The sequence below is a fragment of the Ramlibacter sp. G4-7 genome (assembly GCF_057784995.1).
On the sequence record NZ_JBYNTT010000001.1, the window covers coordinates 334,956 to 357,062 of the forward strand.

Genomic DNA, 22,107 nt, shown 5'->3' on the forward strand with positions numbered 1-22,107 from the left:
GATTGCGGGTCGCGGGTCGCGTTCAGGCTTTCGCCACTTCGTGGCCTGCCATCAGCTCCAGCGCCCGCACGAGCGCGGAGTGGTCCAGGCCGGCCATGCCGTTGCCGGCGCAGGCGGCCATCAATTGCGCGGCGCTGGCCGTCTGCGGCAACGCTACGCCCAGCTCGCGGGCGCCCTGCAGCGCGAGGTTCAGGTCCTTCTGGTGCAGCGCGATGCGGAAGCCGGGATTGAAGGTGCGCTTGACCATGCGCTCGCCGTGCACTTCGAGCACCCGGCTGGCGGCGAAGCCGCCCATGAGCGCCTGGCGCACCTTGGCCGGATCGGCGCCGGCCTTGCTCGCGAACAGCAGCGCCTCGCCGACGGCGGCGATGTTCAGCGCCACGATGATCTGGTTGGCCACCTTGGTGGTCTGGCCGTCGCCGACGCCACCTACCAGCGTGATGTTCTTGCCCATCTTCTCCAGCAGGGGCTTCACGCGCTCGAACACGGCCGGGTCGCCGCCGCACATGATGGTGAGCGACGCCGCCTTGGCGCCGACTTCGCCACCGGACACGGGCGCGTCGACGTAGTCCGCGCCCAGCGCGTTGACCTTCTGCGCGAAGGCCTTGGTCGCCGTCGGCGAGATGGAGCTCATGTCCAGCACCACCTTGCGCGCGCCGCCCCCTTGCAGGCCGGCGGCGATGCCGTTCTCGCCGAACAGCACCGTCTCCACGTCCGGCGTGTCGGGCAGCATGGTGATGATCACCTCGGACTGCCTGGTGACCTCGGCGGCGTTGGCGCAGCGCACCGCGCTCGTTTCGGCGATCGTGGGCGGCACCTGGCTGCGCGTGTGCACGTACAGCTGGTGGCCGGCGTCGGCGAGGTGCCTGGCCATGGGCGCGCCCATGATGCCCAGGCCGATGAATCCGATCTTCATGGCTTTTGCCTTTCTGGGGAGGGGTCAGTACGAACCGGAGGAGGAGGCTGCCGGCTTGCCGGCGCGCATCGCGGCCATCACCTGCTGCGCCCCGGCGGCCATCAGGCGCGCGTCGGAACTGACGGTGACGAACTGGAAGCCCTTGGCGATGCGGGCCAGCGCTGCCGGCGGCGCGCCGTTGTGGATGCCCGCGACCAGGCCGTGCGCCTTGGCGCGGTCCAGGATGTGGTCGATGGCTTGCGCGACCTTGGGATCCACGTCGTCGAACGCCGGCTTGCAGCCGAGGGCCAGCGACAGGTCCGACGGGCCGATGTAGATGGCGTCCAGGCCTTCGACGGAGCAGATCGCGTCGAGATTGTCCAGCGCCGCCGCGGTCTCGATCATCGCAAAGGTGACGATGGTGTCGTTGGCGTGCTCGGGGTAGTCGGCGCCGCCATAGAGCAGGGCACGCACGGGGCCGAAGCTGCGCGTGCCGCGCGGGGCATAGTGCGTCCAGGCGACCAGCTTCTGCGCATCCTCGCGCGAGTTCACCATCGGGCAGATCACGCCGTAGGCGCCGGCGTCCAGCACCTTCATCAGGATGCCGGGCTCGAGCCAGGGCACGCGCACCACCGGTACCGTGTCGGTCGTGGAGATGGCCTGCAGCATGGGGACGAGTCCGTTGTAGTCGACCACGCCGTGCTGCAGGTCGATGGTCAGAGCGTCCCAGCCCTGCTGGGCCATGACCTCGGTGGAGAAGCCGCTGGGGATCGCGAGCCAGCCGTTGACGGCCGCGCCTCCCGACTTCCACAAAGTGCGCAGGCGGTTTTCCCTCATGGCAGCTCCTCCGGTATGGGTGGGCCCAGGCCGGGCCCGGGCTCAGGCCTGGGTGTAGGCCGTCTTCACGGTCGTGTAGAACTCCGCGGCGTAACGTCCCTGCTCGCGCGGGCCGAAGCTCGAACCCTTGCGGCCGCCGAACGGCACATGGTAGTCCACGCCCGCGGTGGGCAGGTTCACCATCACCATGCCGGCCTGCACGTGGCGCTTGAAGTGCGTCGCGTGCTTGAGGGACGTGGTAGCGATGCCGGCGGACAGGCCGAATTCGGTGTCGTTGGCCAGGGCCAGCGCCTCGTCGTAGTTCTTCGCGCGGATGACGCTCACCACCGGGCCGAAGATCTCTTCGCGGTTGATGCGCATGTCCTTGCTGGTCTCGGTGAAGAGGGCCGGGCGCAGGTAGTGGCCCGGGGCGCCGTCGGCGTTCTTGCCCAGCGCCTCGCCGCCGGCGACGAGCTTCGCGCCTTCGGACTTGCCGATGGCAATGTATTCCAGGTCCTGCGCGAGCTGCTTGTCGTCGACCACGGGGCCGATGTCGGTGCCCTTCTTGCGCGCATCGTCCACAGTGAGCGTCTTCATCTTTTCCGCCATCGCGGCGACGAAGCGGTCGTGGATGCCTTCGGTGACGATCAGGCGCGAGGACGCGGTGCAGCGCTGGCCGGTGGAGAAAAAGCCGCTGTTGAGCGCCGCCGTGACGGCGACGTCCAGGTCGGCATCGTCCAGCACCACCATCGGGTTCTTGCCGCCCATCTCGAGCTGGAACTTCGCCATGCGCGCGACGCAGGCCTGCGCGATGCGCTGGCCGGTGGCGACCGAGCCGGTGAAGCTGATCGCATGCACGCGCTTGTCGTCCAGCAGCACCTGCCCGACTTCGGAACCGCGGCCCATGACCAGGTTGAACACGCCCGCGGGCAGGCCCGCGCGGTGCAGGATGTCGGCGATCGCCCAGGCGCTGCCCGGCACGAGGTCTGCGGGCTTGAGCACCACGGCGTTGCCATAGGCCAGGGCGGGCGCGATCTTCCAGGCGGGGATCGCGATGGGGAAGTTCCAGGGCGTGATCAGGCCGACGACGCCGACCGGCTCGCGCGTGACTTCCACGCCGACGCCGGGGCGCACGGACGGGACCACGTCGCCGCCGGAGCGCAGCGCTTCACCGGCGAAGAACTTGAAGATGTTGCCGGCGCGGACCACTTCGCCGATGGCTTCGGGCAGGGTCTTGCCTTCCTCGCGCGCCAGCAGGTCGCCCAGTTCGGCCTTGCGCGCCAGGATCTCGGCGCCGGCGGCGTCCAGGATGTCGAAGCGCTGCTGCGGCGTGGCGATGCCCCAGGCGGGCTGCGCCCTGGTGGCCGCGGCGATGGCCTGCCGCGCATCGTCGGCGCTGGCCTGGGCGTACTCGCCCACGAGGTCGCGGGTGTCCGAGGGGTTGATGTTGCGGGAAACGCGGGTCGACTCGACCCACTCGCCGCCGATGAGGTTCTTGAACATTGGGACTCTCCTGTCTCTGGATCACTCCCTCCCCCACTGGGGGAGGGTTGGGGTGGGGGCGCTTTGACCGTCGAGCGCCCCCATCCCGGCCTTCCCCCAGAGGGGGAAGGAGAAATTCACTCTCTCACCAGGCAGGGCCGCTTCGGGTCGAACTTCCAGCCCGGCACCAGGAACTGCATCGCGATCGCGTCGTCGCGGGCGCCCAGGCCGTGCTGCTGGTACAGCGCGTTGGCCTTGCGCAGCTCGGCCTCGTCGATCTCGATGCCCAGGCCCGGCTTCTTCGGCACCTCCACGTAGCCGCCTTCGATCTGCAGCGGGTTCTTCGTCAGGCGCTGGCCGTCCTGCCAGATCCAGTGCGTGTCGATCGCGGTCACCTTGCCGGGCGCCGCGGCGCCGACGTGCGTGAACATCGCCAGCGAGATGTCGAAGTGGTTGTTGGAGTGCGAGCCCCAGGTCAGGCCCCAGTCGCGGCAGGTCTGCGCCACGCGCACGGAACCCGCCATCGTCCAGAAGTGCGGGTCGGCCAGCGGGATGTCCACCGATTGCAGCGCGAGCGAGTGCGCCATCTGGCGCCAGTCGGTCGCGACCATGTTGGTGGCGGTGGGCAGGCCGGTGGCGCGACGGAATTCCGCCATCACCTCGCGGCCGGAAAAACCGTCCTCGGCGCCGCACGGGTCTTCGGCGTAGGCGACCACGCCCTGCATCTTGCGGCCCAGGCGGATCGCGTCCTTCAGCAGCCAGCCGCCGTTCGGGTCCAGCGTCACGCGTGCGGTCGGGAAGCGCTCGTGCAGCGCCGTCACGGCTTCGACTTCCTCGTCGCCGCGCAGCACGCCGCCCTTGAGCTTGAAGTCCTGGAAGCCGTAGCGCTGCTGCGCGGCTTCGGCCAGGCGCACGATCGCTTCGGGCGTCATCGCTTCTTCGTGGCGCAGGCGGGACCAGTCGTCCTTCGCGTCCGGCTCGCAGGCGTAGGGCAGGTTGGTCTTCCTGCGGTCGCCCACGTAGAAGAGATAGCCCAGCATCTGCACCGCGTCGCGCTGCTGGCCTTCGCCGAGCAGGGCCGCGACGCTCACGCCCATGTGCTGGCCTTGCAGGTCCAGCAGGGCCGATTCCACCGCCGTCACCGCGTGGATGGTGGTGCGCAGGTCGAAGGTCTGTTGGCCGCGGCCGCCGGAGTCGCGGTCGGCGAACTTGGTGCGCATCGCATTGAGGATGGCCTGCAGGTTGCCGATCGACTGGCCTTCCACCAGCGGGCGCGCGTCTTCCAGCGTCTGGCGGATCTTCTCGCCGCCGGGGACTTCACCGAGGCCGGTGTGGCCCTCGCTGTCGGTCACCAGGACGATGTTGCGGGTAAAGAAGGGCGCATGCGCGCCCGACAGGTTCAGGAGCATGTCGTCCCGGCCGGCGACCGGGACCACACGCATCGTCTTGACGACGGGGGCGCTCATGGTCAGTCAGCCGTGATCTTGCGGGTCTCGATCAACTGCTTCCACTTGCCGAATTCCTCGGCCTGGAATTTCGCGAAATGCTCCGGCGTGTCGGCCACGATCTCGAAGCCCTGCGCCAGCAGCTTGTCCTTGACGTCCTTCTCGTTGAGGATGCCGGCGATCGCGGTGTACAGCTTCTGCTTGATGTCCGCCGGCAGCCCCTTGGGCGCGGCCACGGCCTGCCAGGACTGCACTTCGGCGCCCTTGACGCCCTGCTCGGCGAGGGTCGGCACTTCCGGCAGCAGCGGCGAGCGCTTGTCGGAGGAGATGCCCAGCGCGCGCACCTTGCCGCCCTTGATGTGCTGGATGATGCTGTTGATGTTGACGAACGCAGCGTCCACCTGGCCGCCCAGCAGGTCGTTGATGGCCGGGCCGCCGCCCTTGTAGGGCACGTGCAGGCCTTCGGTCTTGGTCTGCTGCCAGAACAGTTCGGCCGAGAGGTGGTCGGAGGAGCCGTTGCCGGAGGAGGCGAAGCTCACCTTGCCGGGGGTCTTCTTCAGGTGGGCCAGCAGGTCGGCCAGGGACTTGTCGGCGGAGTTGACGGGCACGACCAGCACGTTGGGCGCCTGCACGGCGACCGTGATCGGGTCCAGGTCCTTCAGGGCGTCGTACTGCACGCCCTTGATCAAGTGCGGTGCGATCACGAACGGGCCCAGGGAGGACACGAACAGCGTGTAGCCGTCGGCCGGCGCGCGCTTGACGAAGGCCGCGCCGATGGTGCCGGTGGCGCCCGGCTTGTTGTCGACGATCCAGGTGCCGCCCAGCTTCTCGGGCAGCTTCTGCGCCAGCACGCGGGCGATGGCGTCGGTGGAGCCGCCCGGCGGGAAGGGCACGACCAGCGTCACGGGCTTGTCGGGGTAGGCGGCGAAGGCGCTCGCGGCGGCGGCGGCGAGGGCCAGGCCCATCAGGGTCTTCTTGATCATGGGGAGGTCTCCTTTTCTTCGCCGGCCTTACTGCGGGCCGAGCTTGCGGATCAGTGCGGCGAGTTCTTCCACTTCCTGGGGCTTGAGGTCCGACAGCGGCGGGCGCACCGGGCCGGCGCCGTGGCCGACGATGGTCGCGCCGGCCTTGACGATGGACACGGCATAGCCTTCGCCCTTGGCGCGGATCGCCAGGTAGGGCAGGAAGAACTCGTCGATCAGGCGGCCGGTGGTGGCGGTGTCGCCGGCCCAGTACGCGTTGTAGAACTCCATCGCCGTGCGCGGGATGAAGTTGAAGATCGCGGAGGAATAGGTTGGCACGCCCAGGGCCTTGTACGCGTGGGCGTAGACCTCGTGGGTGGGCATGCCGCCGATCATGGCGAAGCGGTCGCCCAGCTTCTGGCGGATGGAGACCATGCGCTCGATGTCGCCGGTGCCGTCCTTGAAGCCGATCAGGTTGGGGCAGCGCTCGGCCAGCTTCAGCAGCGAGTCGGCGGTCAGCCGGGTCGCGCCGCGGTTGTAGACGATCACGCCGATCTTCACGCTCTTGCACACGGCTTCGACGTGCTGCACCAGGCCTTCCTGCGTGGCTTCGGTCAGGTAGTGCGGCAGCAGCAGCACGCCTTCGGCGCCGTTGCGCTCGGCTTCCTGCGCGTACTTGATGGCCAGGGTGGTGCCGCCGCCGGCGCCGCCGACGATGGGCACGCGGCCCTTGCAGGTCTCGGACGCGGTCTTGATCACCTGCGCGTACTCGGTCGGCTCCAGCGAGAAGAACTCACCCGTGCCGCCGGCGGCAAACAGCACCGTGGCGCCATAGGGCATCAGCCACTCCAGGCGGCCGGCGTAGCCCTTCGGATCGAAGCGCAGCTCCTTGTCGAAGTCGGTCAGCGGGAAGGAGAGCAGCCCGGTGGAGAGGGCCTTCTTCAATTCGTTGGGGGTCATGGTGTGTCCGGTCAAGAGATAGGACATCGTACAACTGCCCGGACCGCGTTAGCAAGGATGTCCGACAACGCGAAAGGGTTTAGCGCCCTTCGGCCAACCGCCGCCTGCGCTCGCGGCTGTTGGCGAGATGCGTGCGCATCGCGGCCCGGGCGCCTTCCGGGTCCTGCTGGCTGATCGCGTCGACGATGCTCTCGTGCTCCGCGTTCACCCGGCGCAGGTAGGCCTGGCGCTCCGGCGTGAGCGGGCCGGGCGGCTCCAGGCGCGCCCGTGGGATCATCATCCCGCCCAGGGTTCCCATCAGGTCCATGAAGTGGTGGTTCTGGGTGGCCCGGGCGATCTCGAGGTGGAACTGGAAGTCGGGGCCGACGGCGTCGCGGCCTTCCTCCACCGCGCTGGTGAACGCCGCGAGCGCGTTGCGCAGGGCCTCGACGTTCTCCGGGGTGCGGCGCATGGCCGCCAGGGCGGCGCTTTCGGTCTCGACGGCGATGCGCAACTCCAGCACCTCGATCACGTCGTTGAGCGTGCCGAGCTGTTCGGGCGAGATGCGGAAGGCGGAGCCTTCGCCCAGGCCGACGACGAAGGTGCCCACGCCATGGCGGGTTTCGACCAGGCCGCCGGCCTGCAGCCGGGAAATCGCCTCGCGGACGACCGTGCGGCTGACGCCGAACTCTTCCATGATCGCCGCCTCGGTGGGGAGTTTCTCGCCCGGCGTGAGCGAGCCGTCGCGGATGCGACCGCCCAGGGCGTCGACGACGTCGTGGGCAAGGCTGCGGGGGCGGCGGCGGGCGGCGACTTCGGTCATGCGGGTAAACCCTCTGTGGAGACAGGCTGTTGTCCGGGAATACTTGTACGACGACTGATAACAGACGACAACCGGGTCCAGCCCTAATGTAGCAGGACCCCGACGAAAGGAAAGCATGGAGTCGCCCCTTCCCACCGTGTCCCTAGGACGCATCCTGCTGACCGGCGCCGCCGGCGGCCTGGGTCGCCAGTTGCGTCCGCGCCTGCGCAAGCGCTGCAGCCTGCTGCGCGTGAGCGACCTGGCGACCATGGAACCGGCCCAGGCCGGCGAGGAGGTGGTCGAGGCGAAGCTGGAGGACCGCGCCGCGGTGCATGACCTGCTGGCCGGCATCGATGCCGTCGTGCACCTGGGCGGCATTTCCACCGAGCAGCCCTTCGACGCGATCCTGCAGGCCAATTTCGTCGGCACGTACAACGTCTACGAGGCGGCGCGCAAGCACGGCGTCAAGCGCATCGTGTTCGCGAGTTCCAACCACGTCACCGGCTACTACCGCCAGGACGAGGTGGTCGACCCTTCCATGCCGGTGCGGCCGGATGGCTACTACGGCATTTCCAAGGCGTTCGGCGAGAACCTCTCGCGCTTCTACTTCGACCGCTATGGCATCGAGACCGTGTGCCTGCGCATCGGCTCCTCCTTCCCCGAGCCGCGCGACCGCCGCATGCTGGCGACCTGGCTGAGCTTCGACGACCTGGAACGCCTGGTCGTCGCCAGCCTCACCGCCCCGGTGGCGGGCCACACGATCATCTACGGCATGTCCGACAACACCACCACCTGGTGGGACAACACGTCTGCGCGCCACATCGGCTACCGGCCGCAGGACAGCTCCGAACCCTTCCGCGCGGCCAAGGAGGCCGCGCAGCCCCGGCTCGACCTGAACGACCCCGCGGTTATCTACCAGGCCGGCGGCTTCGTCCACCTCGGGCCTTTCGAAACGTCCTGATCCCGTTCACTTCCACCTCCAGGAGACAACCATGAAGCGATCCATCCGCCCCCTCGTCGCCCTGCTGGCCGCCATCGGCCTGGCGGGCGCCGCCCAAGCCGTCGAGCTGCGTTCGGCCGACGTCCACAACAGCGACGACTACCCCACCGTCACGGCCGTGCGCCACATGAGCGAGCTGCTGGAAAAGCGCAGCAGCGGCAAGTACAAGATCAAGGTGTTCAACAAGAGCGCGCTGGGCAGCGAGAAGGAGACGCTGGACCAGGTGAAGATCGGCGCGCTGGAGATGAACCGCGTCAACATCAGTTCGCTCAACAGCATCTGCCCCAAGAGCCTGGTGCCGACGATGCCCTTCCTGTTCCACTCGGTGGACCACATGCGCAAGGTGCTGGACGGCCCGGTCGGCGAGGAAATCCTCAAGGGTTGCGAGCACCAGGGCCTGGTCGGCCTGGCCTTCTACGACAGCGGCGCGCGTTCGATCTACGCCAAGAAGCCGGTGCGCACGCTGGCCGACGCGAAGGGCCTGAAGATCCGCGTGCAGCAGTCCGACCTGTGGGTGGCCGTGGCCAACGCCATGGGCGCCAACGCGACGCCCATGCCCACCGCCGAGGTCTATACCGCCCTCAAGACGGGCGTGATCGACGCCGCCGAGAACAACGAGCCTTCCTACGAAGGCTTCAAGCACTACGAGGCCGTCAAGGTGTACTCCTATACCGAACACTCGATGGCGCCCGAGATGCTGGTCATCTCCAAGGTGTTCTTCGACAAGCTGTCGCCCGCCGAACAGCAGATGTTCCGCGAGACGGCCAAGGAATCGGTGAAGTTCCAGCGCCAGAAGTGGGACGAGCAGACCGCCAAGGCCATCGACGTCGTGACGAAGGCCGGCGCGCAGCTGGTGAAGGACGTCAACAAGGCGGAATTCCAGAACGCGATGAAGCCGGTCTACGCGAAGTTCATGACCACGCCGGACCTGCAGCGCCTGGTGAAGGCCGCGCAGGACACCAAGTAAGCCCTGGCCGCTCGCACGTTCGCACCGCCGCTTCCCGGGCGGCCCCGGACGTGCGCCTGTTTCCCGTCCAGCCTCCGTCTGCCTCCCAACTGGCGCATCCATGACCTCCACACCCGTCACCGAGGAAGACCTTGCCGTCGGCAGCGGTCCCCCCGCGAACCATCTCTACACGCGGTTCTGCGCCTTCCTGAGCAAGGCCTGCCTGATGCTGGCCATCGTCGGCCTGCTCCTGCTGGTGATCTCGGTGCAGACCCAGGTGGTCGGCCGCTACGTCTTCAACGACACGCCCACGTGGACCGAGGCGCTGGCGCTGCAGCTGGTTCTCTACATCACCGCGCTGGGCGTGGCCGTGGGCGTGCGCGACGCGGGCCACATCGGCCTGGAGTCGCTGGTGACGCTGCTGCCCGAGCGCTTCCGCCTGAAGATCGAGGTGCTGATCCACGCCCTGGTCGCGCTGTTCGGTTATTTCATGATCACGAGCGGCTGGCTCTGGACCCGCATGAAGTGGAACGAACTCGACCCGATGCTGGGCGTGCCCGCGGGGCTGGACTACCTGGCGCTGGTCATCGCCGGTGTGCTGATCGTGCTCTTCTCCTTCGAACACATCCTGGCCCTGCTGCGCGGCGAAGAAGTCGTGCCCGCCTGGCACTGATCCCCCCGACAAGGCGCATTTCATGGAACTGGTCGTCCTCTCCGTCACCTTTCTGGCACTGCTGATGTTCGGCGTGCCGGTCGCGTTCTCGATCGGACTGTCGTCGATCGCCACCGTGCTGTATGCGGGCGTGCCGGTGCCCATCATCTTCCAGAAGATGGTGGGTGGCATGCAGGTGTTCTCCTTCATGGCGATCCCCTTCTTCGTGTTCGCGGGCGAATTGATGCTCTACGGGGGCATCGCCGATCGCATCGTGCGCCTGGCCAACAGCCTCGTGGGCCACGTGCGCGGCGGCCTGGGCATGAGCAACGTCGTGGGCTGCACGCTGTTCGGGGGCGTCTCCGGATCGGCCCTCGCCGACGTGTCCGCGATGGGCTCGGTGATGATCCCGCTGATGAAGAAGGAAGGCTACGACGCGGACTACGCGGTCAACGTCACCACCCACGCCGCCCTGGTGGGCGTGCTGATGCCGACCTCGCACAACCTCATCATCTTCACCCTGGCGACCACGGGCATCGCTTCGGTCAGCGTCCTGTCCATGATCCTGGCCGGCATCGTGCCCGCGCTGCTGCTGACGCTGTGCAACCTGGGTGCGGCCTACTACGTCGCGGTCAGGCGTGGCTATGCGACGCGCGGCAAGTTCCCCGGTTGGGGCGAGGTGCTCCGGGCCATGATGGCCGCCATGCCCGGCCTGCTGGTCGTCTTCATCATCCTGGGCGGCATCCTGTCGGGCGTCTTCACGCCGGCCGAATCGGCCGCGACCGCGGTGCTGTGGGCGTTGCTGGTCACGGCCCTCGTCTACCGGTCTCTCACCTGGCACGACTTCCTCAAGGCCTGTGCCAAGGCGTGCAAGACCACCGGCGTCGTGCTGCTGCTGATCGGCATTTCGTCCGCCTTCGGCTACTTCATGGCGCTGTACGAAGTGCCCCAGAAGACCGGTGCCCTGATGCAGAGCATCAGCAGCGAGCCGTGGGTCATCTTCCTGATGATCAACATCCTGCTGTTCCTGCTCGGCACCTTCCTGGACATGGCCGCCACCATCCTGGTCTGCACGCCGATCTTCCTGCCCATCGCGGTGCAGTTCGGCATGGACCCGGTGCAGTTCGGCGTCATCATGCTGATCAACTGCGCCCTCGGCCTGAACACCCCACCCGTGGGCACGACCCAGTTCGTCGGTTGCGCCATCGGCGAGATTTCGGTGGGACAGGTGATGCGCTCGATCCTGCCCTTCTACGGCGCCCTCACGGTCTGCCTGCTGCTCGTGACCTACGTGCCCGCGTTCTCGCTCTGGCTGCCGCGCCTGATGATCCGCTGAAGGCCGATGAAGACCTCGCACGCCATCCGGCACGTCCGCGTCACGCCCATCGCCTTTCGCGATCCGCCGCTGCTCAACGCGGCGGGCATCCACGAACCGTGGGCGCTGCGCTCCATCATCGAGATCGAGACCGATTCGGGTCTCGTGGGCATCAACGAAAGCTACGGCGACCTGCCGATGCTGGAGGTGCTGGCCAGGGCCGCGCCCGCGCTCACGGGGCTGTCGCCCTGGTCCCTGAACGAAATGGAAAGCCGCGTGGGTGCGCTGGTCGCGCCGCGCGAGCCAGCCGCCTCCGAGTTCCTGGGCCAGCAGGTTTCGCTGGCGCCGGGCATGCACGTCTCGAAGAACGTCGCCAAGGTCGTCAGCGCCTTCGAAGTGGCGATGATGGACCTGCAGGGCCAGCTGGCGAACGCGCCGGTGGTGGACCTGCTGGGCGGCGCGGCGCGCGATCGCGTGCCTTACTCGGCCTACCTGTTCTACAAGTACGCGGAGCACGTCGGCAAGCCTTACGCGCCCGATCCCTGGGGCGAAGCGCTCACCCCGGAGCAGCTCGTGGCGCAGACGCGCCGCATGGTCGACCAGTACGGCTTCGGCAGCATCAAGCTCAAGGCCGGCGCACTGCCGCCCGAGCAGGAGGCCGCGGGCATCCTCGCATTGGCGCGGTCTTTTCCGGGCACGCCCCTGCGCATCGATCCCAATGCCAACTGGACGGTCGAAACCAGCCTGAGGATCGTGCAGCAATTGCGCGGCGTGCTGGAGTACTACGAGGACCCCGCGCCCGGCCTGGACGGCATGGCGGCGGTGGCGCGCGCATGCGAGGTGCCGCTGGCCACCAACATGGTCGTGACCGACTTCGCCGAGTTCCGGCGCAATGCCGATGCGGGCTGCCCGGTGAAGATCGTGCTGAGCGACCACCACTACTGGGGCGGGCTGCGCGCCACCCAGCGCCTGTCCACGCTGTGCCGCACCTTCGACCTGGGCCTGTCGATGCACAGCAACTCCCACCTGGGCATCAGCCTCGTCGCCATGACGCACCTGTGCGCGAGCGTGCCGCAGCTGACCTATGCCTGCGACACGCATTACCCGTGGCAGGATGAAGAGATCGTCGCGGGGGGCCGCATCCTGTTCGAGGAAGGCAGTGTGCGCGTGCCCACCGGTCCCGGCCTGGGCGTCACCATCGACCGGGAAGCGCTGGCCCGCCTGCACGACAACTACCAGCGCTGCGGGATCCGCAACCGCGATGACCTGGGGCAGATGAAGAAATACGATCCAGCTTTCACGGGTAGCCAGCCCCGTTTCTGAAGACAACCAAGGGATATCCATGCAAGCTCGCCAGCTGATTCGCCGCTCGCTCCTCGCCACCCTGCTGCTGGCGGGCGCGTTCGCCGCGCTGCCCGCCGCCGCCCAGGGCACTTGGCCCACGGGCAAGGCCATCACCTACGTCGTTCCCTTCCCGCCCGGCGGCAACACCGACACGCTCGCCCGCCTGATCGCCCAGCCCCTGAGCGCTGCGCTCGGCACGCCCGTGGTCATCGACAACAAGCCCGGCGCGGGCGGCAGCGTGGGCTCGACTCTCGCCGCGCGCGCACCGGCCGACGGCTACACCATCCTGGGCGGCACCATCAGCTCGCACGCGATCAACGTGAGCCTGTACCCCAAGCTGGACTACGACCCGGTCACCTCCTTCGTGCCCGTGGCCATGCTCGGCTCCGGCCCGCTGGTGCTGGTGGTGCCCGCCTCCAGCCCCTACAAGACGCTCAACGACGTGCTCGCCGCCAGCAAGGCAAAGGCGGGCGGCCTGTCGTCGGCGTCGCCTGGCAACGGGACCTCGCCGCACATGGCGCTGGAGCTGCTGGCCTACCAGTCCGGCGTGAAGTTCACGCACGTTCCCTACAAGGGCAGCGGCCCGGCGGTGCAGGACGTGATCGGCGGCCAGGTGGACATGATGTTCGACACCACGCTGATCGTCGGCCCGCACATCCAGGCCGGCAAGCTGCGCCCCATCGCCGTGAGCAGCTCCAGGCGGCTGGAGTCCCTGCCCGACGTGCCCACCATCGCCGAAGCCGGCCAGAAGGGTTTCGACATGGGCTCGTGGCAGGCCGTGTTCGCCCCCGCTGGCACTCCCAAACCCATCGTGGACCGCCTGCACGCGGAGATCATGAAGATCGTCGCCACGCCCGAAGTCCAGGCGCGCCTGAAGAGTTTCGGCATGGCCCCGTCCACCATGACGCCGGCGGAACTCGGCGAGTACCAGAAGGCGGAGGTCGCCAAGTGGGCCAAGGTCATCAAGGCCGCGGGCATCAAGGCCGAGTGATGAGCGACTTCACGCCCAGCCTGCGCTACCCCGATCCCGCCATCGAGGTGCTGGACGAGCGCTTCCTCGCGCTGCGCCTGTTCAGCGCGCACGTGGAGCGCATCGCCACCGGCCTGCGCTGGGCCGAGGGGCCGGTGTGGTTCGGCGATGGCCGCTTCCTGCTGGTCTCCGACATTCCCAACAACCGCGTGATCCGCTGGGACGAAGCCTCGGGCACGGTGAGCGACTTCCGCATTCCGTCGAACAACGCCAACGGGCATTTCCGCGACCGCCAGGGGCGGCTGCTGTCCTGCGAGCACCTCACGCGGCGCGTCACGCGCACCGAATACGACGGCAGCGTCACGGTGCTGGCCGACCGCTTCGAAGGCAAGCGCCTGAACTCCCCCAACGACATCGTCTGCGCGCGCGACGGCAGCGTGTGGTTCACCGACCCGAGCTTCGGCATCGGCGGCTACTGGGAAGGCGAGCCGGCGCAGCAGGAACTGCCGCATGCCGTGTACCGCATCGCGCCGGACGGCAAGCTGCAGCAGGTGATCACCGACCTGAACGCACCCAACGGCCTGGCCTTCTCGCCCGACGAGTCCGTTCTCTACGTGGTGGAGAGCCGCGCCGCGCCGCACCGGAAGATCTGGGCCTACGACCACGCGAAGGACGGCACGCTGTCCAACAAGCGCATCGGCGCCGATGCGCAAGGCCCGGGCGCCTTCGACGGCTTCCGCGTCGACGTGGCCGGCAACCTGTGGTGCGGCTTCGGCAGCAACGGCGCACCGGGCGTGGACCCGGAAGGCCTCGACGGCGTGCGCGTGTTCGCGCCGGACGGCAAGGCGATCGCGCACATCCACCTGCCCGAGCGTTGCGCCAACCTCTGCTTCGGCGGGCGCCACCGCAACCGGCTCTTCATGGCCGCGAGCCATTCGGTGTACGCCTTGTACGTGAACACCCAGGGCTGCGCCTGAACCGACCAACGGCTCCAGGCGCTTAAGCGGCCGTTAAGGATCGCCGACGACATTGGCCCTGGAGCCTGGGATCCCGGGCGAACCGGAAAGCCCTCCTGTGCGGTCGTGCTGTGCGCAAACCCTGGACGCGCATCGCACGAACCCCCCCGCCTGGAGCGGTCGTTCGGTTTGCCGTGGCGCGGGAGCGGCGGTCCTGGTGCTCCGCTTTTTTCTTCCGCAAGAGCGCGGCGTGTCCTTGTGCGTCAGCCCGCTGCTCTTGCGTCCAGCGCGAGCTCCGCAAGGCGCATCGCGCCTTCCATGCTGCCTGCCACCGCGATGAAGACGTTGGTGTGGCAGAAGAGCGCGTCCGCCACCCCGGTGACATCGGCCAGCTGCCGGTCGCGCAGACCGGCCCAGGCGCGCGGCAGGTCCATGCGATTCGCGAACGATTCGGTCGCAGCCGGCACGGTGCGCAGGACGAAGCGTTGCCCGCGCTCGTCCATTTCCGGATAGACCACCAGCAGCACCTGCGGCATCTCCTGCACCACGACGGCGGTCCAGGGCATTCCGCCTTCCTTCAGGTAGAGGACGCGGCCGTCCAGCAGCCGGCCGGCCGCGCGCACCTTGGCCGCGGCAAGTTCCTGGCCGATGCGGCGCAGCACCAGGCGATGCAGCTGGCGTTGCACCAGCTCCATGGCTTCGCGGAAACGCTCCATCTGCAACGCCGCGAGAGCCGTACCGTCCAGTCCCTGTTCCTCCAGCCAGCTGCTGTTCAGGAGCGCCACCTGGCTGGACAGGCCGAATACGCCGGGCGCCACCATCTGCGCGCCGGTGTCGACGAGGTCCAGGTAGCGCACGAGCGAGGCGTCCACGTCCTGCGCGATGCGCGAGACGGCATCGCCGCTCACGTCTGCGCCGAGTTCCTGCATGACCTGCCGCACATAGGCGTCGCCGAATTCCCGCCACACCAGGCCGGCGCTCGCATAGCCCTCGGCCGGCCCATCGTCACCCGCGCGCCGGCCGTCGAAGCCGCGCTGGTGGTGGTCGAAGCGGCCGCGTGCGGCGTCCCACTCACCGCCGACGTCCACCAGGTAATCGGCTCCCGCCAGCACCGCGGGGTCGCGGCTGCGGACGATCTCGTGCTGCGGATGGAGCGCGGCCAGCACCGCGACACCGAAGGCGTCGTCGGCGTGGAAGCTGCCGCTGTGCGTGGCGATGCGCGTGGGCGCGGCGTCGCCGGTCGATGCGCTTGCGCGTACTGCGTTCGAAGGGGGCATGCGGCTGTATAGCACGCGGCACGCGACCGCCTTTAAGCGCGAATTAAGCCGGGCGGCAAACAGTGGCCTGGTCCTTCTTCAGGAGCGGGACCATGAGGATTTGCGCGGCCGTCCTGCTGGCGATCTGCATCGGCTGGTTCGCCCCGCTGCCCGCGAGCGCGCAGGTGACCGCCACGGCGGATCCGGTGGGCGATGCGCTGGCCATTGCCGTGCCCCTGGCAGCCGCCGGCCTCACGCTCTATCACCAGGACCTGGACGGATTCAAGCAGTGGGGCCTGTCCACGCTGCTGGCGCAGGGAACCACCGAGGTTGCCAAGCGTGTGGTGAACAGCCCGCGCCCCGACGGTACCGGCTATGGCTTTCCGTCCGGCCACACCTCCATCGTGTTCGCGGCCGCCGGCTTCGTGCACCGGCGCTACGGCCTGGACGAAGCCTGGCCTTTCTATGTGCTTGGCACCGTCACTGCGTACGAGCGCGTCCGCCACCACCATCACTCCACCACGGACGTGGTGGGCGGCGCCGTGATCGGCGTCGGCTCGGCATTCCTGCTCACCAAGCCCTTGCCGGACGGGGCCGTGGTCGGCGTGGCGTGGCGCGCCGGCGGGCCGTGGGTGTCTTACGCAAGGTCGTGGTGAAGCCGGCGCGCCCGCGGGCCGCGCAGCCTAACGAAGGAGGTCGTACAGGGCCCGCGCCACGACCTTGGTCGCGCGGCGCAGGTCCTCCAGTTCCAGGCGCTCGTCGGCGCGCTTGGCGTTGGACTCCAGCACGGTGCGCGGCCCGGCGCCATAGATCACGCCGGGAACCCCGGCTTCGCCATACAGACGCACGTCGGTGTACAGGGGCGTTCCCATCGCGGGGATGTCCTGGCCGAAGATTTCCTTGCCGTGTTTCTGCAACGCTTCAACCAGCGGTTTGTTGCCGGGCAAGGGCTTCAGCGCGTTGGCGAGCAGCAGGCGCTTGATGTCCACCGTGATGCCCGGAAGGCGCGCCGCCGCCTCGGCGATCACCTGGCGGATGTTCGCCTCGACCTCCTGCGGGTTCTCCTCGGGGATCATGCGGCGGTCGAGCTTGAACATGACCTTGCCCGGAACCACGTTGGTGTTGGTGCCGCCTTCGATGCGGCCCACGTTCAGGTACGGGTGCCGGATGCCGGGAACCCTGGACGTGACCTGCTGGTAGCGCGTGTTCTGCGCGTACAGCGCATTGAGGATCTGCACGGCGCCCTGCAGCGCGTCCACGCCCGTGTGCGGGATGGCGGCGTGGGCCATCTTGCCGTGCACGGTGACCTCCAGCTGCAGGCAGCCGTTGTGGGCGGTGACGACCTCGTAGCTGAAGCCGGCGGCGATCATCAGGTCGGGCTTGGTGATGCCTTTCTTCAGCAGCCATCCGGGGCCCAGCTCGCCGCCCCATTCCTCGTCGTAGGTGAAGTGCAGTTCGACGCCACCCTTGAGCGGCGCCGCCAGCGATTCCAGCGCGCGGACCGCGAACGTGAAGCTGGCGAAGTCGCTCTTGCTCACGGCCGCCGCGCGCCCGTAGATCCTGCCGTCCGCGATCTCGCCGCCGTAAGGGTCATGCGTCCAGCCTTCGCCGGGAGGCACCACGTCGCCGTGCGCGTTCAGGGCGATGGTGGGGCCGGTTCCGTACTTGCGGCGCACGACCAGGTTGGTGATCGATTGCAGGCCGTAGGCCTGCACCTCGCCCTGGGGCACGGTGTGCTTTTCCGCCTCCATGCCGAAAGCCTCCAGCAGTTCGGCGGTGCGCTCGGCATGCGGGGCGTTGTCGCCGGGCGGCGTGTCGGTGGGGACGCGGACCAGCTCCTGCAGGAAGCGGACCTCCTCGTCGAAGTGCGCGTCGATCCAGGCGTCGAGTTTCTGGTGGTCGTTCATGCGGTCTCCCTGGCGAGCTGCTCCAGCAGGTGCTGGAAGGCGCGCACGCCCAGCTCCATGTCGTCGCTGGTGGTGGATTCGAGCGGGTTGTGGCTGATGCCCGCGTTCTGGCCGCGCACGAACAGCATGGCCTGGGGCATGATTTCGTGCAGCTTCATGGCATCGTGCCCGGCGCCGCTGGGCATGCGGTACAGCGGCAGGCCCAGCGACTCCACGGCGGCTTCCCAGCGCCGCTGCCAGGCCGGATGGCTGGGGGCGGCGGCAGCGCGCATGGTTTCCTCGACCACGTGGTGCACGCCGCGCCGCTCGCAGATGTCCTTCAGCTTCGCCAGGACGTCGTTGACGAGGGCGTCGCGCTGCGCATCGTCGGGCGCGCGCAGGTCCAGCGAGAACAGGCAGCGGCCCGGCACCACGTTGATGGAGCCATTGGGGACCTGCAGCATGCCGATGGTGCCCACCGAATCGCCGTCGCGCGCCGCGCGTTGTTCGACGAACAAGGCCAGTTCCGCCACGGCCACGGCGGCATCCCGCCGGCGGTCCATCGGCGTGGTGCCCGCGTGGCTGGCCATGCCGGTGACTTCGCACTGGAAGCGGCGGCCGCCGTTGATGGAGGTGACGATGCCCAGCGGGATGTCCAGTTCGTTCAGCACCGGGCCCTGCTCGATGTGCACTTCGACGAAGCCGAGGTAGCGCCCGGCGTCGCGCTTCAAGGCCTGGATCGCCTCGCGTTGCGCGGGCAGGCCGGCCTGCCGCATCGCCTCGCGCATGGTGATGCCCTCGGCGTCCTTCTGCTCCAGCCAGGCGGGGTCGAAGTCTCCGGTGAGAGCGCCCGAGCCCAGGAAGGTGGCCTTGTAGCGCTGCCCTTCCTCTTCGGCGAAGGCGACGACCTCGATGCCCAGAGGCAGGCGGCGCTGCGCCCGCGACAGCTCGCGCACGCAGGCGATCGGCGTGAAGATCCCCAGGCGTCCGTCGTACTTGCCGCCGTTGCGCACCGTGTCGTAGTGCGAACCGGTGAGGAGGTACTTCGCCGAAGCGGCGCCAGGGCGGTAGCGTCCCACGACATTGCCGACCGCATCCGTCTCCACCTCGTCGAACCCCGCCTGGCGCATCACGTCCGCGATCTCCTTCGCCGCGGCGCGGTGCGCATCGGTGAGGTAGGTGACCGTCAGCTGACCCTTCTCCTGGTACCCCGGGTCGCTTTGCCGCGCGAGCTGCTCCTGCCAGTCCCAGACCAGGTTGCCCAGCGCCGGCTCGACGCCGAACTTGTCGTTCAGGCGCAGCTCCACGATGCGGTGGATGTTGCGCAAGGCCTCGGCGCGCTCGAAGTCCGGGTGGTTGTCCAGCCGGCGGGCGAAGGTGTCGATGATCTGGCGCCGGTGCAGGCCGGTGCCGCGCGGGCCGCGCACGGCCAGGATGAAGGGAAAGCCGAACCTGGCGTTGTAGTCGGCGTTGAGCTGCTGGATGCGCGCGAACTCCTCGGGCGTGCAGTCGGTCAGGCCCGCCTTGCCCTGCTCGCTGGTCGATTCGCTGGTGAGCGTCTTCGCGACCATCGCCTTGCCGGCGAGCTCCGGGTGCGCGCGGATCAGCGCGAGTTGCCTGGCCTCGCCCGCGTCGCGCACGATGTCCGCCATGGCCTGCTTCAGGTGGCCCAAGGAGCGGAAGGGCCGCTGCGCCAGCGCGGCTTGGGCGATCCAGGGCGAGTGCTCGTAGAGCCCGTCCAGCAGGCGCGCGGCTTCGGCCGCATCCGCGGCGTTGATTTGTTCCAGGGTGATGGCCATTCAGGCCTCCTCGTAGGGGTGGACCTGCTTCCAGTGCCGCGCGATGTCCAGGCGCGTGCACACCCACACACGGTCATGTTTCGCGACGTGGTCCAGGAAGCGCTGCAGCGCGGTGATGCGTCCGGGGCGACCCAGCAGGCGGCAGTGCATGCCGACGCTCATCATCTTCGGCGCCTCGTCGCCTTCGGCGTAGAGCGCGTCGAAGCTGTCGCGCATGTACTGGAAGAAGGGATCGGCGTGCGAGTAGCCCTGGGGCAGGGCGAAGCGCATGTCGTTGCAGTCCAGCGTGTAAGGCACGACGAGGTGCGGCACGGTGCTGCCGTCGGACTTGCTCACCTTCATCCAGAAGGGCAGGTCGTCGCCGTAGTAGTCGCTGTCGTATTCGAAGCCGCCGTAGTCCACGACCAGCCGGCGCGTGTTCGGGCTGTCCCGGCCGGTGTACCAGCCCAGGGGCCGTTCGCCCGTGAGCTTGACGATCGCCTCCATGCCCAGTCGCATGTGCTCGCGCTCGACGTCCTCGGGCACGTCCTGGTAGTGGATCCACTTCCAGCCGTGGCAGGCGATCTCGTGGCCGGCCTCGACGAAGGCCTGCGTGAGCTCGGGGCAGCGCTGCAGCGCCGAGCCGACGCCGAACACCGTGAGGGGCAGCCGGCGCTGCTCGAACTCGCGCAGGATGCGCCAGACGCCGGCGCGCGAGCCGTATTCGTAGATGCCTTCCATGCTCAGGTGGCGGCCGGGGAAGGCGGCGGGGTTGAACATCTCCGACAGGAACTGCTCGGACGCGGGGTCGCCGTGCAGCGTGGCGTTCTCGCCGCCTTCCTCGAAGTTCAGCACGAACTGCACCGCGATGCGCGCGTTGCCCGGCCACTTCGCATGGGGCGGGTTGCGGCCATAGCCGGCGAGGTCGCGCGGGTAGGGCGCAGTGGAGTCGTAGACGGTGCTCATGCCAGTGCCAGTGCGATGTCGTGGGTGGGGACGTTGCGGTCGAAGGCCAGGCTTTCCTCGACGTGCCGCAGGTGTTCTTCCATCAGCTTGACCGCGCGCTTCTCGTCCTTCGCGGCGAGCGCCTTGATCAGTTCCACGTGCTCCTCCTGCGAGTGCGGCTCGAAGCTGTCCCGCTGGTACATCAGCGTGATGAGGGAGCTGCGCGAGACGAGGTCGCGCAGGATCTGCGCCAGCACCGCGTTCCCGGCGAGTTCGGCCATGCGCACGTGGAAGTCGCCCAGCAGCTGCTGGCGTTCGCTCACGTCGCTGCCCGCCATCGCCGCCTTCTCCTGCGCCACGTGCTCCCGCAGCGCCTTGAGCTTGGCCGGCGTCTGCTTGCGCAGGAACTCGCGCACCATCTCCGCTTCCAGCAGGCGGCGCACCTGGAACACCTGGCGTGCCTCCTCGACGGTCGGCGCTGCGACGAAGGCGCCACGCGCGGGTTCCATCTTCACCAGGTGCTTCTGTACCAGCTGGAACAGGGCCTGCCGCACCAGCGTGCGCGATACGCCGAAGTGGTCGGCGAGCTTCTGTTCCGCCAGTTTGGTGCCGGGCTGCAGCCGGTGCTCCACGATCGCGCGCGTCAGCGCGTCGACGATGGTGCGGGTGGTGGACGGCTCCATGCGGCGCATGATAGCCGCGGGCGCCAAAACTGTATACACTCCGGTCCACAATCCCCGGAGATCGCCATGGGCCTGAGCACCCACGTCCTGGACACCATGCATGGCACGCCCGCGGCGGGCATGGCGGCGGAGCTGTATTCCACCACCGCCGGCGGCGGCGCCACCCTGGTCAAGCGCTTCGTGCTGAATGCCGACGGCCGCAGCCCGGAGGGCCCGCTGTTCGACAACGCGAGCCTGAAGAAGGGCACTTACCGGCTGGTCTTCGACGTGGCTCCGTACTTCCGCACGCGCGGCGTGCAGCTGCCCGACCCTCCCTTCCTCGACCGTGTCACGCTGGACTTCGGCATCGCCAACGAGGACCAGCACTACCACGTGCCCCTGCTGGTGAGCCCGTGGAGTTATTCGACGTACCGGGGGTCGTGAGGGGGGGGGGGTCGCTGGCGCACCGCCAGGAAAAAGCGGCCCGCAGGCCGCTTTGCGCGATGCCGCAGGAAGCGCTCAGTCCTGCCCTTCCGTCAACGTATCCAGCTGGAAGCGACCCGTCTTGTGCCACAGCCAGGTGTCCGTGTAGACCACCTTGCCCATGCGGGCGGGCACGGGGTAGGGCGCGGCGGCGCGCACGGTGCGCTCGATTTCGGCGATCACTTCCGGTGCGTGCCTGGGGGCGCGCATCCAGTTCAGGTTGCGCACGTTGCCCTGGCCGTCCACTTCCACCTGCAGGACGCCGACTGCGTACAGCAGCGGGGGCATGCGGCCTTTCCAGATGCGATCCTGGTTCAGGCTGTACAGGTGCTGCGCGGCGTCCTGGCGGTAGGCGCGCGGGTTCGTCGCGGCCGAGGTCTTCATCATCATGGCCGGCGCCGGGTGCGCCGACTGGGCGACCGGGCCTTCCGCGGGCTTGACCACGGCGGCGCGCGCTTGTTCGGCCGGCGGCGGCGCGGAACTGCAGGACGCCAGCAAGGCGGCGGTGCCGGCCAGCATGGCAGGTGTCAGCGAACGCAGGCTCGGGCGATACTTCATGTCAGCTACTCCTCG

Annotated in this window: 22 protein-coding genes; 9 read left to right on the forward strand and 13 right to left on the reverse strand. The window is 68.5% G+C overall.

The window, feature by feature from the left end; translation table 11 throughout:
* Positions 1–22 precede the first annotated feature (22 nt).
* The 7 genes from AC3EGR_RS01645 to AC3EGR_RS01675 form a co-directional block, all read right to left on the reverse strand.
* Positions 23–916, reverse strand: a complete 894-nt coding sequence (locus AC3EGR_RS01645; RefSeq protein ID WP_488544684.1) for a 2-hydroxy-3-oxopropionate reductase — start codon at positions 914–916, stop codon at positions 23–25.
* Between the two features lie 24 nt (positions 917–940).
* Positions 941–1,732, reverse strand: coding sequence for an HpcH/HpaI aldolase family protein (locus tag AC3EGR_RS01650; protein ID WP_488544685.1), 792 nt, complete (start codon positions 1,730–1,732; stop codon positions 941–943).
* Between the two features lie 42 nt (positions 1,733–1,774).
* Positions 1,775–3,214: an aldehyde dehydrogenase family protein gene (locus AC3EGR_RS01655; protein WP_488544686.1), complete on the reverse strand. Its 1,440-nt coding sequence runs from the start codon at positions 3,212–3,214 to the stop codon at positions 1,775–1,777.
* A 116-nt stretch (positions 3,215–3,330) separates the two neighbouring features.
* Positions 3,331–4,659, reverse strand: coding sequence for a glucarate dehydratase (gene gudD / locus AC3EGR_RS01660; RefSeq protein WP_488544687.1), 1,329 nt, complete (start codon positions 4,657–4,659; stop codon positions 3,331–3,333).
* Between the two features lie 2 nt (positions 4,660–4,661).
* On the reverse strand, positions 4,662–5,621 hold the full coding sequence (locus AC3EGR_RS01665; RefSeq protein WP_488544688.1) for a Bug family tripartite tricarboxylate transporter substrate binding protein: 960 nt from the start codon (positions 5,619–5,621) through the stop codon (positions 4,662–4,664).
* Positions 5,622–5,648: 27 nt separating this feature from the next.
* Positions 5,649–6,560, reverse strand: coding sequence for a 5-dehydro-4-deoxyglucarate dehydratase (kdgD, locus tag AC3EGR_RS01670; RefSeq protein ID WP_488544689.1), 912 nt, complete (start codon positions 6,558–6,560; stop codon positions 5,649–5,651).
* Between the two features lie 79 nt (positions 6,561–6,639).
* Positions 6,640–7,362: a FadR/GntR family transcriptional regulator gene (locus AC3EGR_RS01675; RefSeq protein WP_488544690.1), complete on the reverse strand. Its 723-nt coding sequence runs from the start codon at positions 7,360–7,362 to the stop codon at positions 6,640–6,642.
* Between the two features lie 115 nt (positions 7,363–7,477).
* Between AC3EGR_RS01675 and AC3EGR_RS01680 the strand changes: the two genes are divergently transcribed.
* The 7 genes from AC3EGR_RS01680 (at position 7,478) to AC3EGR_RS01710 (ending at position 14,545) form a co-directional block, all read left to right on the forward strand.
* Positions 7,478–8,302, forward strand: coding sequence for an NAD-dependent epimerase/dehydratase family protein (locus tag AC3EGR_RS01680; protein ID WP_488544691.1), 825 nt, complete (start codon positions 7,478–7,480; stop codon positions 8,300–8,302).
* 31 nt (positions 8,303–8,333) lie between these two features.
* Positions 8,334–9,308: a TRAP transporter substrate-binding protein gene (locus tag AC3EGR_RS01685; protein WP_488544692.1), complete on the forward strand. Its 975-nt coding sequence runs from the start codon at positions 8,334–8,336 to the stop codon at positions 9,306–9,308.
* Between the two features lie 205 nt (positions 9,309–9,513).
* On the forward strand, positions 9,514–9,960 hold the full coding sequence (locus AC3EGR_RS01690) for a TRAP transporter small permease (RefSeq protein WP_488544954.1): 447 nt from the start codon (positions 9,514–9,516) through the stop codon (positions 9,958–9,960).
* Positions 9,961–9,982: 22 nt separating this feature from the next.
* Positions 9,983–11,275: a TRAP transporter large permease gene (locus AC3EGR_RS01695; protein ID WP_488544693.1), complete on the forward strand. Its 1,293-nt coding sequence runs from the start codon at positions 9,983–9,985 to the stop codon at positions 11,273–11,275.
* A gap of 6 nt (positions 11,276–11,281) precedes the next feature.
* On the forward strand, positions 11,282–12,577 hold the full coding sequence (locus tag AC3EGR_RS01700) for a glucarate dehydratase family protein (protein ID WP_488544694.1): 1,296 nt from the start codon (positions 11,282–11,284) through the stop codon (positions 12,575–12,577).
* A gap of 19 nt (positions 12,578–12,596) precedes the next feature.
* On the forward strand, positions 12,597–13,589 hold the full coding sequence (locus AC3EGR_RS01705; RefSeq protein ID WP_488544695.1) for a Bug family tripartite tricarboxylate transporter substrate binding protein: 993 nt from the start codon (positions 12,597–12,599) through the stop codon (positions 13,587–13,589).
* On the forward strand, positions 13,589–14,545 hold the full coding sequence (locus AC3EGR_RS01710; protein WP_488544696.1) for an SMP-30/gluconolactonase/LRE family protein: 957 nt from the start codon (positions 13,589–13,591) through the stop codon (positions 14,543–14,545). Before AC3EGR_RS01705 ends, AC3EGR_RS01710 begins: the two co-directional genes overlap by 1 nt.
* Positions 14,546–14,787: 242 nt before the next feature.
* On the opposite strand, the gene AC3EGR_RS01715 is transcribed toward AC3EGR_RS01710, so the two are convergent.
* Entirely contained in the window at positions 14,788–15,801 is a 1,014-nt protein-coding gene (locus AC3EGR_RS01715; protein WP_488544697.1) for an MYG1 family protein, read from the reverse strand.
* 92 nt (positions 15,802–15,893) lie between these two features.
* Here AC3EGR_RS01715 and AC3EGR_RS01720 point away from each other — a divergent pair, with 92 nt between their 5' ends.
* Positions 15,894–16,436, forward strand: coding sequence for a phosphatase PAP2 family protein (locus AC3EGR_RS01720; protein ID WP_488544698.1), 543 nt, complete (start codon positions 15,894–15,896; stop codon positions 16,434–16,436).
* Between the two features lie 27 nt (positions 16,437–16,463).
* On the opposite strand, the gene AC3EGR_RS01725 is transcribed toward AC3EGR_RS01720, so the two are convergent.
* Genes AC3EGR_RS01725 through AC3EGR_RS01740 form a run of 4 tightly spaced genes read right to left on the reverse strand, consistent with a single transcriptional unit; the run spans position 16,464 to position 21,081 of the window.
* Positions 16,464–17,687 (reverse strand): M20 family metallopeptidase, encoded by a 1,224-nt coding sequence (locus tag AC3EGR_RS01725; protein WP_488544699.1) that lies wholly within the window; start codon positions 17,685–17,687, stop codon positions 16,464–16,466.
* Positions 17,684–19,465: a 2-oxo-4-hydroxy-4-carboxy-5-ureidoimidazoline decarboxylase gene (gene uraD, locus AC3EGR_RS01730; protein WP_488544700.1), complete on the reverse strand. Its 1,782-nt coding sequence runs from the start codon at positions 19,463–19,465 to the stop codon at positions 17,684–17,686. Before uraD ends, AC3EGR_RS01725 begins: the two co-directional genes overlap by 4 nt.
* On the reverse strand, positions 19,466–20,410 hold the full coding sequence (gene puuE, locus AC3EGR_RS01735) for an allantoinase PuuE (protein WP_488544701.1): 945 nt from the start codon (positions 20,408–20,410) through the stop codon (positions 19,466–19,468).
* Positions 20,407–21,081 (reverse strand): GntR family transcriptional regulator, encoded by a 675-nt coding sequence (locus AC3EGR_RS01740; RefSeq protein ID WP_488544702.1) that lies wholly within the window; start codon positions 21,079–21,081, stop codon positions 20,407–20,409. The genes puuE and AC3EGR_RS01740 overlap by 4 nt, the downstream gene beginning before the upstream one ends.
* A gap of 57 nt (positions 21,082–21,138) precedes the next feature.
* Between AC3EGR_RS01740 and uraH the strand changes: the two genes are divergently transcribed.
* Positions 21,139–21,495 (forward strand): hydroxyisourate hydrolase, encoded by a 357-nt coding sequence (uraH, locus tag AC3EGR_RS01745; RefSeq protein WP_488544703.1) that lies wholly within the window; start codon positions 21,139–21,141, stop codon positions 21,493–21,495.
* A gap of 75 nt (positions 21,496–21,570) precedes the next feature.
* Here uraH and AC3EGR_RS01750 read toward each other — a convergent pair whose 3' ends face one another.
* A complete protein-coding gene (locus AC3EGR_RS01750; RefSeq protein WP_488544704.1) occupies positions 21,571–22,092 on the reverse strand; it encodes a hypothetical protein in 522 nt (173 codons plus the stop codon).
* Positions 22,093–22,107 lie beyond the last annotated feature (15 nt).

Excerpts from the sequence above, each read along its gene's own strand:
- AC3EGR_RS01650 (WP_488544685.1), bottom strand. The coding sequence starts at position 1,732 with ATGAGGGAAAACCGCCTGCGCACTTTGTGGAAGTCGGGAGGCGCGGCC.
- AC3EGR_RS01695 (WP_488544693.1), top strand. The coding sequence starts at position 9,983 with ATGGAACTGGTCGTCCTCTCCGTCACCTTTCTGGCACTGCTGATGTTC.
- AC3EGR_RS01715 (WP_488544697.1), bottom strand. The coding sequence starts at position 15,801 with ATGCCCCCTTCGAACGCAGTACGCGCAAGCGCATCGACCGGCGACGCC.
- AC3EGR_RS01685 (WP_488544692.1), top strand. The coding sequence starts at position 8,334 with ATGAAGCGATCCATCCGCCCCCTCGTCGCCCTGCTGGCCGCCATCGGC.
- AC3EGR_RS01700 (WP_488544694.1), top strand. The coding sequence starts at position 11,282 with ATGAAGACCTCGCACGCCATCCGGCACGTCCGCGTCACGCCCATCGCC.
- AC3EGR_RS01665 (WP_488544688.1), bottom strand. The coding sequence starts at position 5,621 with ATGATCAAGAAGACCCTGATGGGCCTGGCCCTCGCCGCCGCCGCCGCG.
- puuE (WP_488544701.1), bottom strand. The coding sequence starts at position 20,410 with ATGAGCACCGTCTACGACTCCACTGCGCCCTACCCGCGCGACCTCGCC.
- gudD (WP_488544687.1), bottom strand. The coding sequence starts at position 4,659 with ATGAGCGCCCCCGTCGTCAAGACGATGCGTGTGGTCCCGGTCGCCGGC.
- kdgD (WP_488544689.1), bottom strand. The coding sequence starts at position 6,560 with ATGACCCCCAACGAATTGAAGAAGGCCCTCTCCACCGGGCTGCTCTCC.
- AC3EGR_RS01680 (WP_488544691.1), top strand. The coding sequence starts at position 7,478 with ATGGAGTCGCCCCTTCCCACCGTGTCCCTAGGACGCATCCTGCTGACC.
- AC3EGR_RS01750 (WP_488544704.1), bottom strand. The coding sequence starts at position 22,092 with ATGAAGTATCGCCCGAGCCTGCGTTCGCTGACACCTGCCATGCTGGCC.
- AC3EGR_RS01705 (WP_488544695.1), top strand. The coding sequence starts at position 12,597 with ATGCAAGCTCGCCAGCTGATTCGCCGCTCGCTCCTCGCCACCCTGCTG.
- AC3EGR_RS01720 (WP_488544698.1), top strand. The coding sequence starts at position 15,894 with ATGAGGATTTGCGCGGCCGTCCTGCTGGCGATCTGCATCGGCTGGTTC.
- AC3EGR_RS01690 (WP_488544954.1), top strand. The coding sequence starts at position 9,514 with ATGCTGGCCATCGTCGGCCTGCTCCTGCTGGTGATCTCGGTGCAGACC.
- AC3EGR_RS01710 (WP_488544696.1), top strand. The coding sequence starts at position 13,589 with ATGAGCGACTTCACGCCCAGCCTGCGCTACCCCGATCCCGCCATCGAG.
- AC3EGR_RS01740 (WP_488544702.1), bottom strand. The coding sequence starts at position 21,081 with ATGCGCCGCATGGAGCCGTCCACCACCCGCACCATCGTCGACGCGCTG.
- AC3EGR_RS01725 (WP_488544699.1), bottom strand. The coding sequence starts at position 17,687 with ATGAACGACCACCAGAAACTCGACGCCTGGATCGACGCGCACTTCGAC.
- AC3EGR_RS01655 (WP_488544686.1), bottom strand. The coding sequence starts at position 3,214 with ATGTTCAAGAACCTCATCGGCGGCGAGTGGGTCGAGTCGACCCGCGTT.
- AC3EGR_RS01675 (WP_488544690.1), bottom strand. The coding sequence starts at position 7,362 with ATGACCGAAGTCGCCGCCCGCCGCCGCCCCCGCAGCCTTGCCCACGAC.
- uraD (WP_488544700.1), bottom strand. The coding sequence starts at position 19,465 with ATGGCCATCACCCTGGAACAAATCAACGCCGCGGATGCGGCCGAAGCC.
- uraH (WP_488544703.1), top strand. The coding sequence starts at position 21,139 with ATGGGCCTGAGCACCCACGTCCTGGACACCATGCATGGCACGCCCGCG.
- AC3EGR_RS01645 (WP_488544684.1), bottom strand. The coding sequence starts at position 916 with ATGAAGATCGGATTCATCGGCCTGGGCATCATGGGCGCGCCCATGGCC.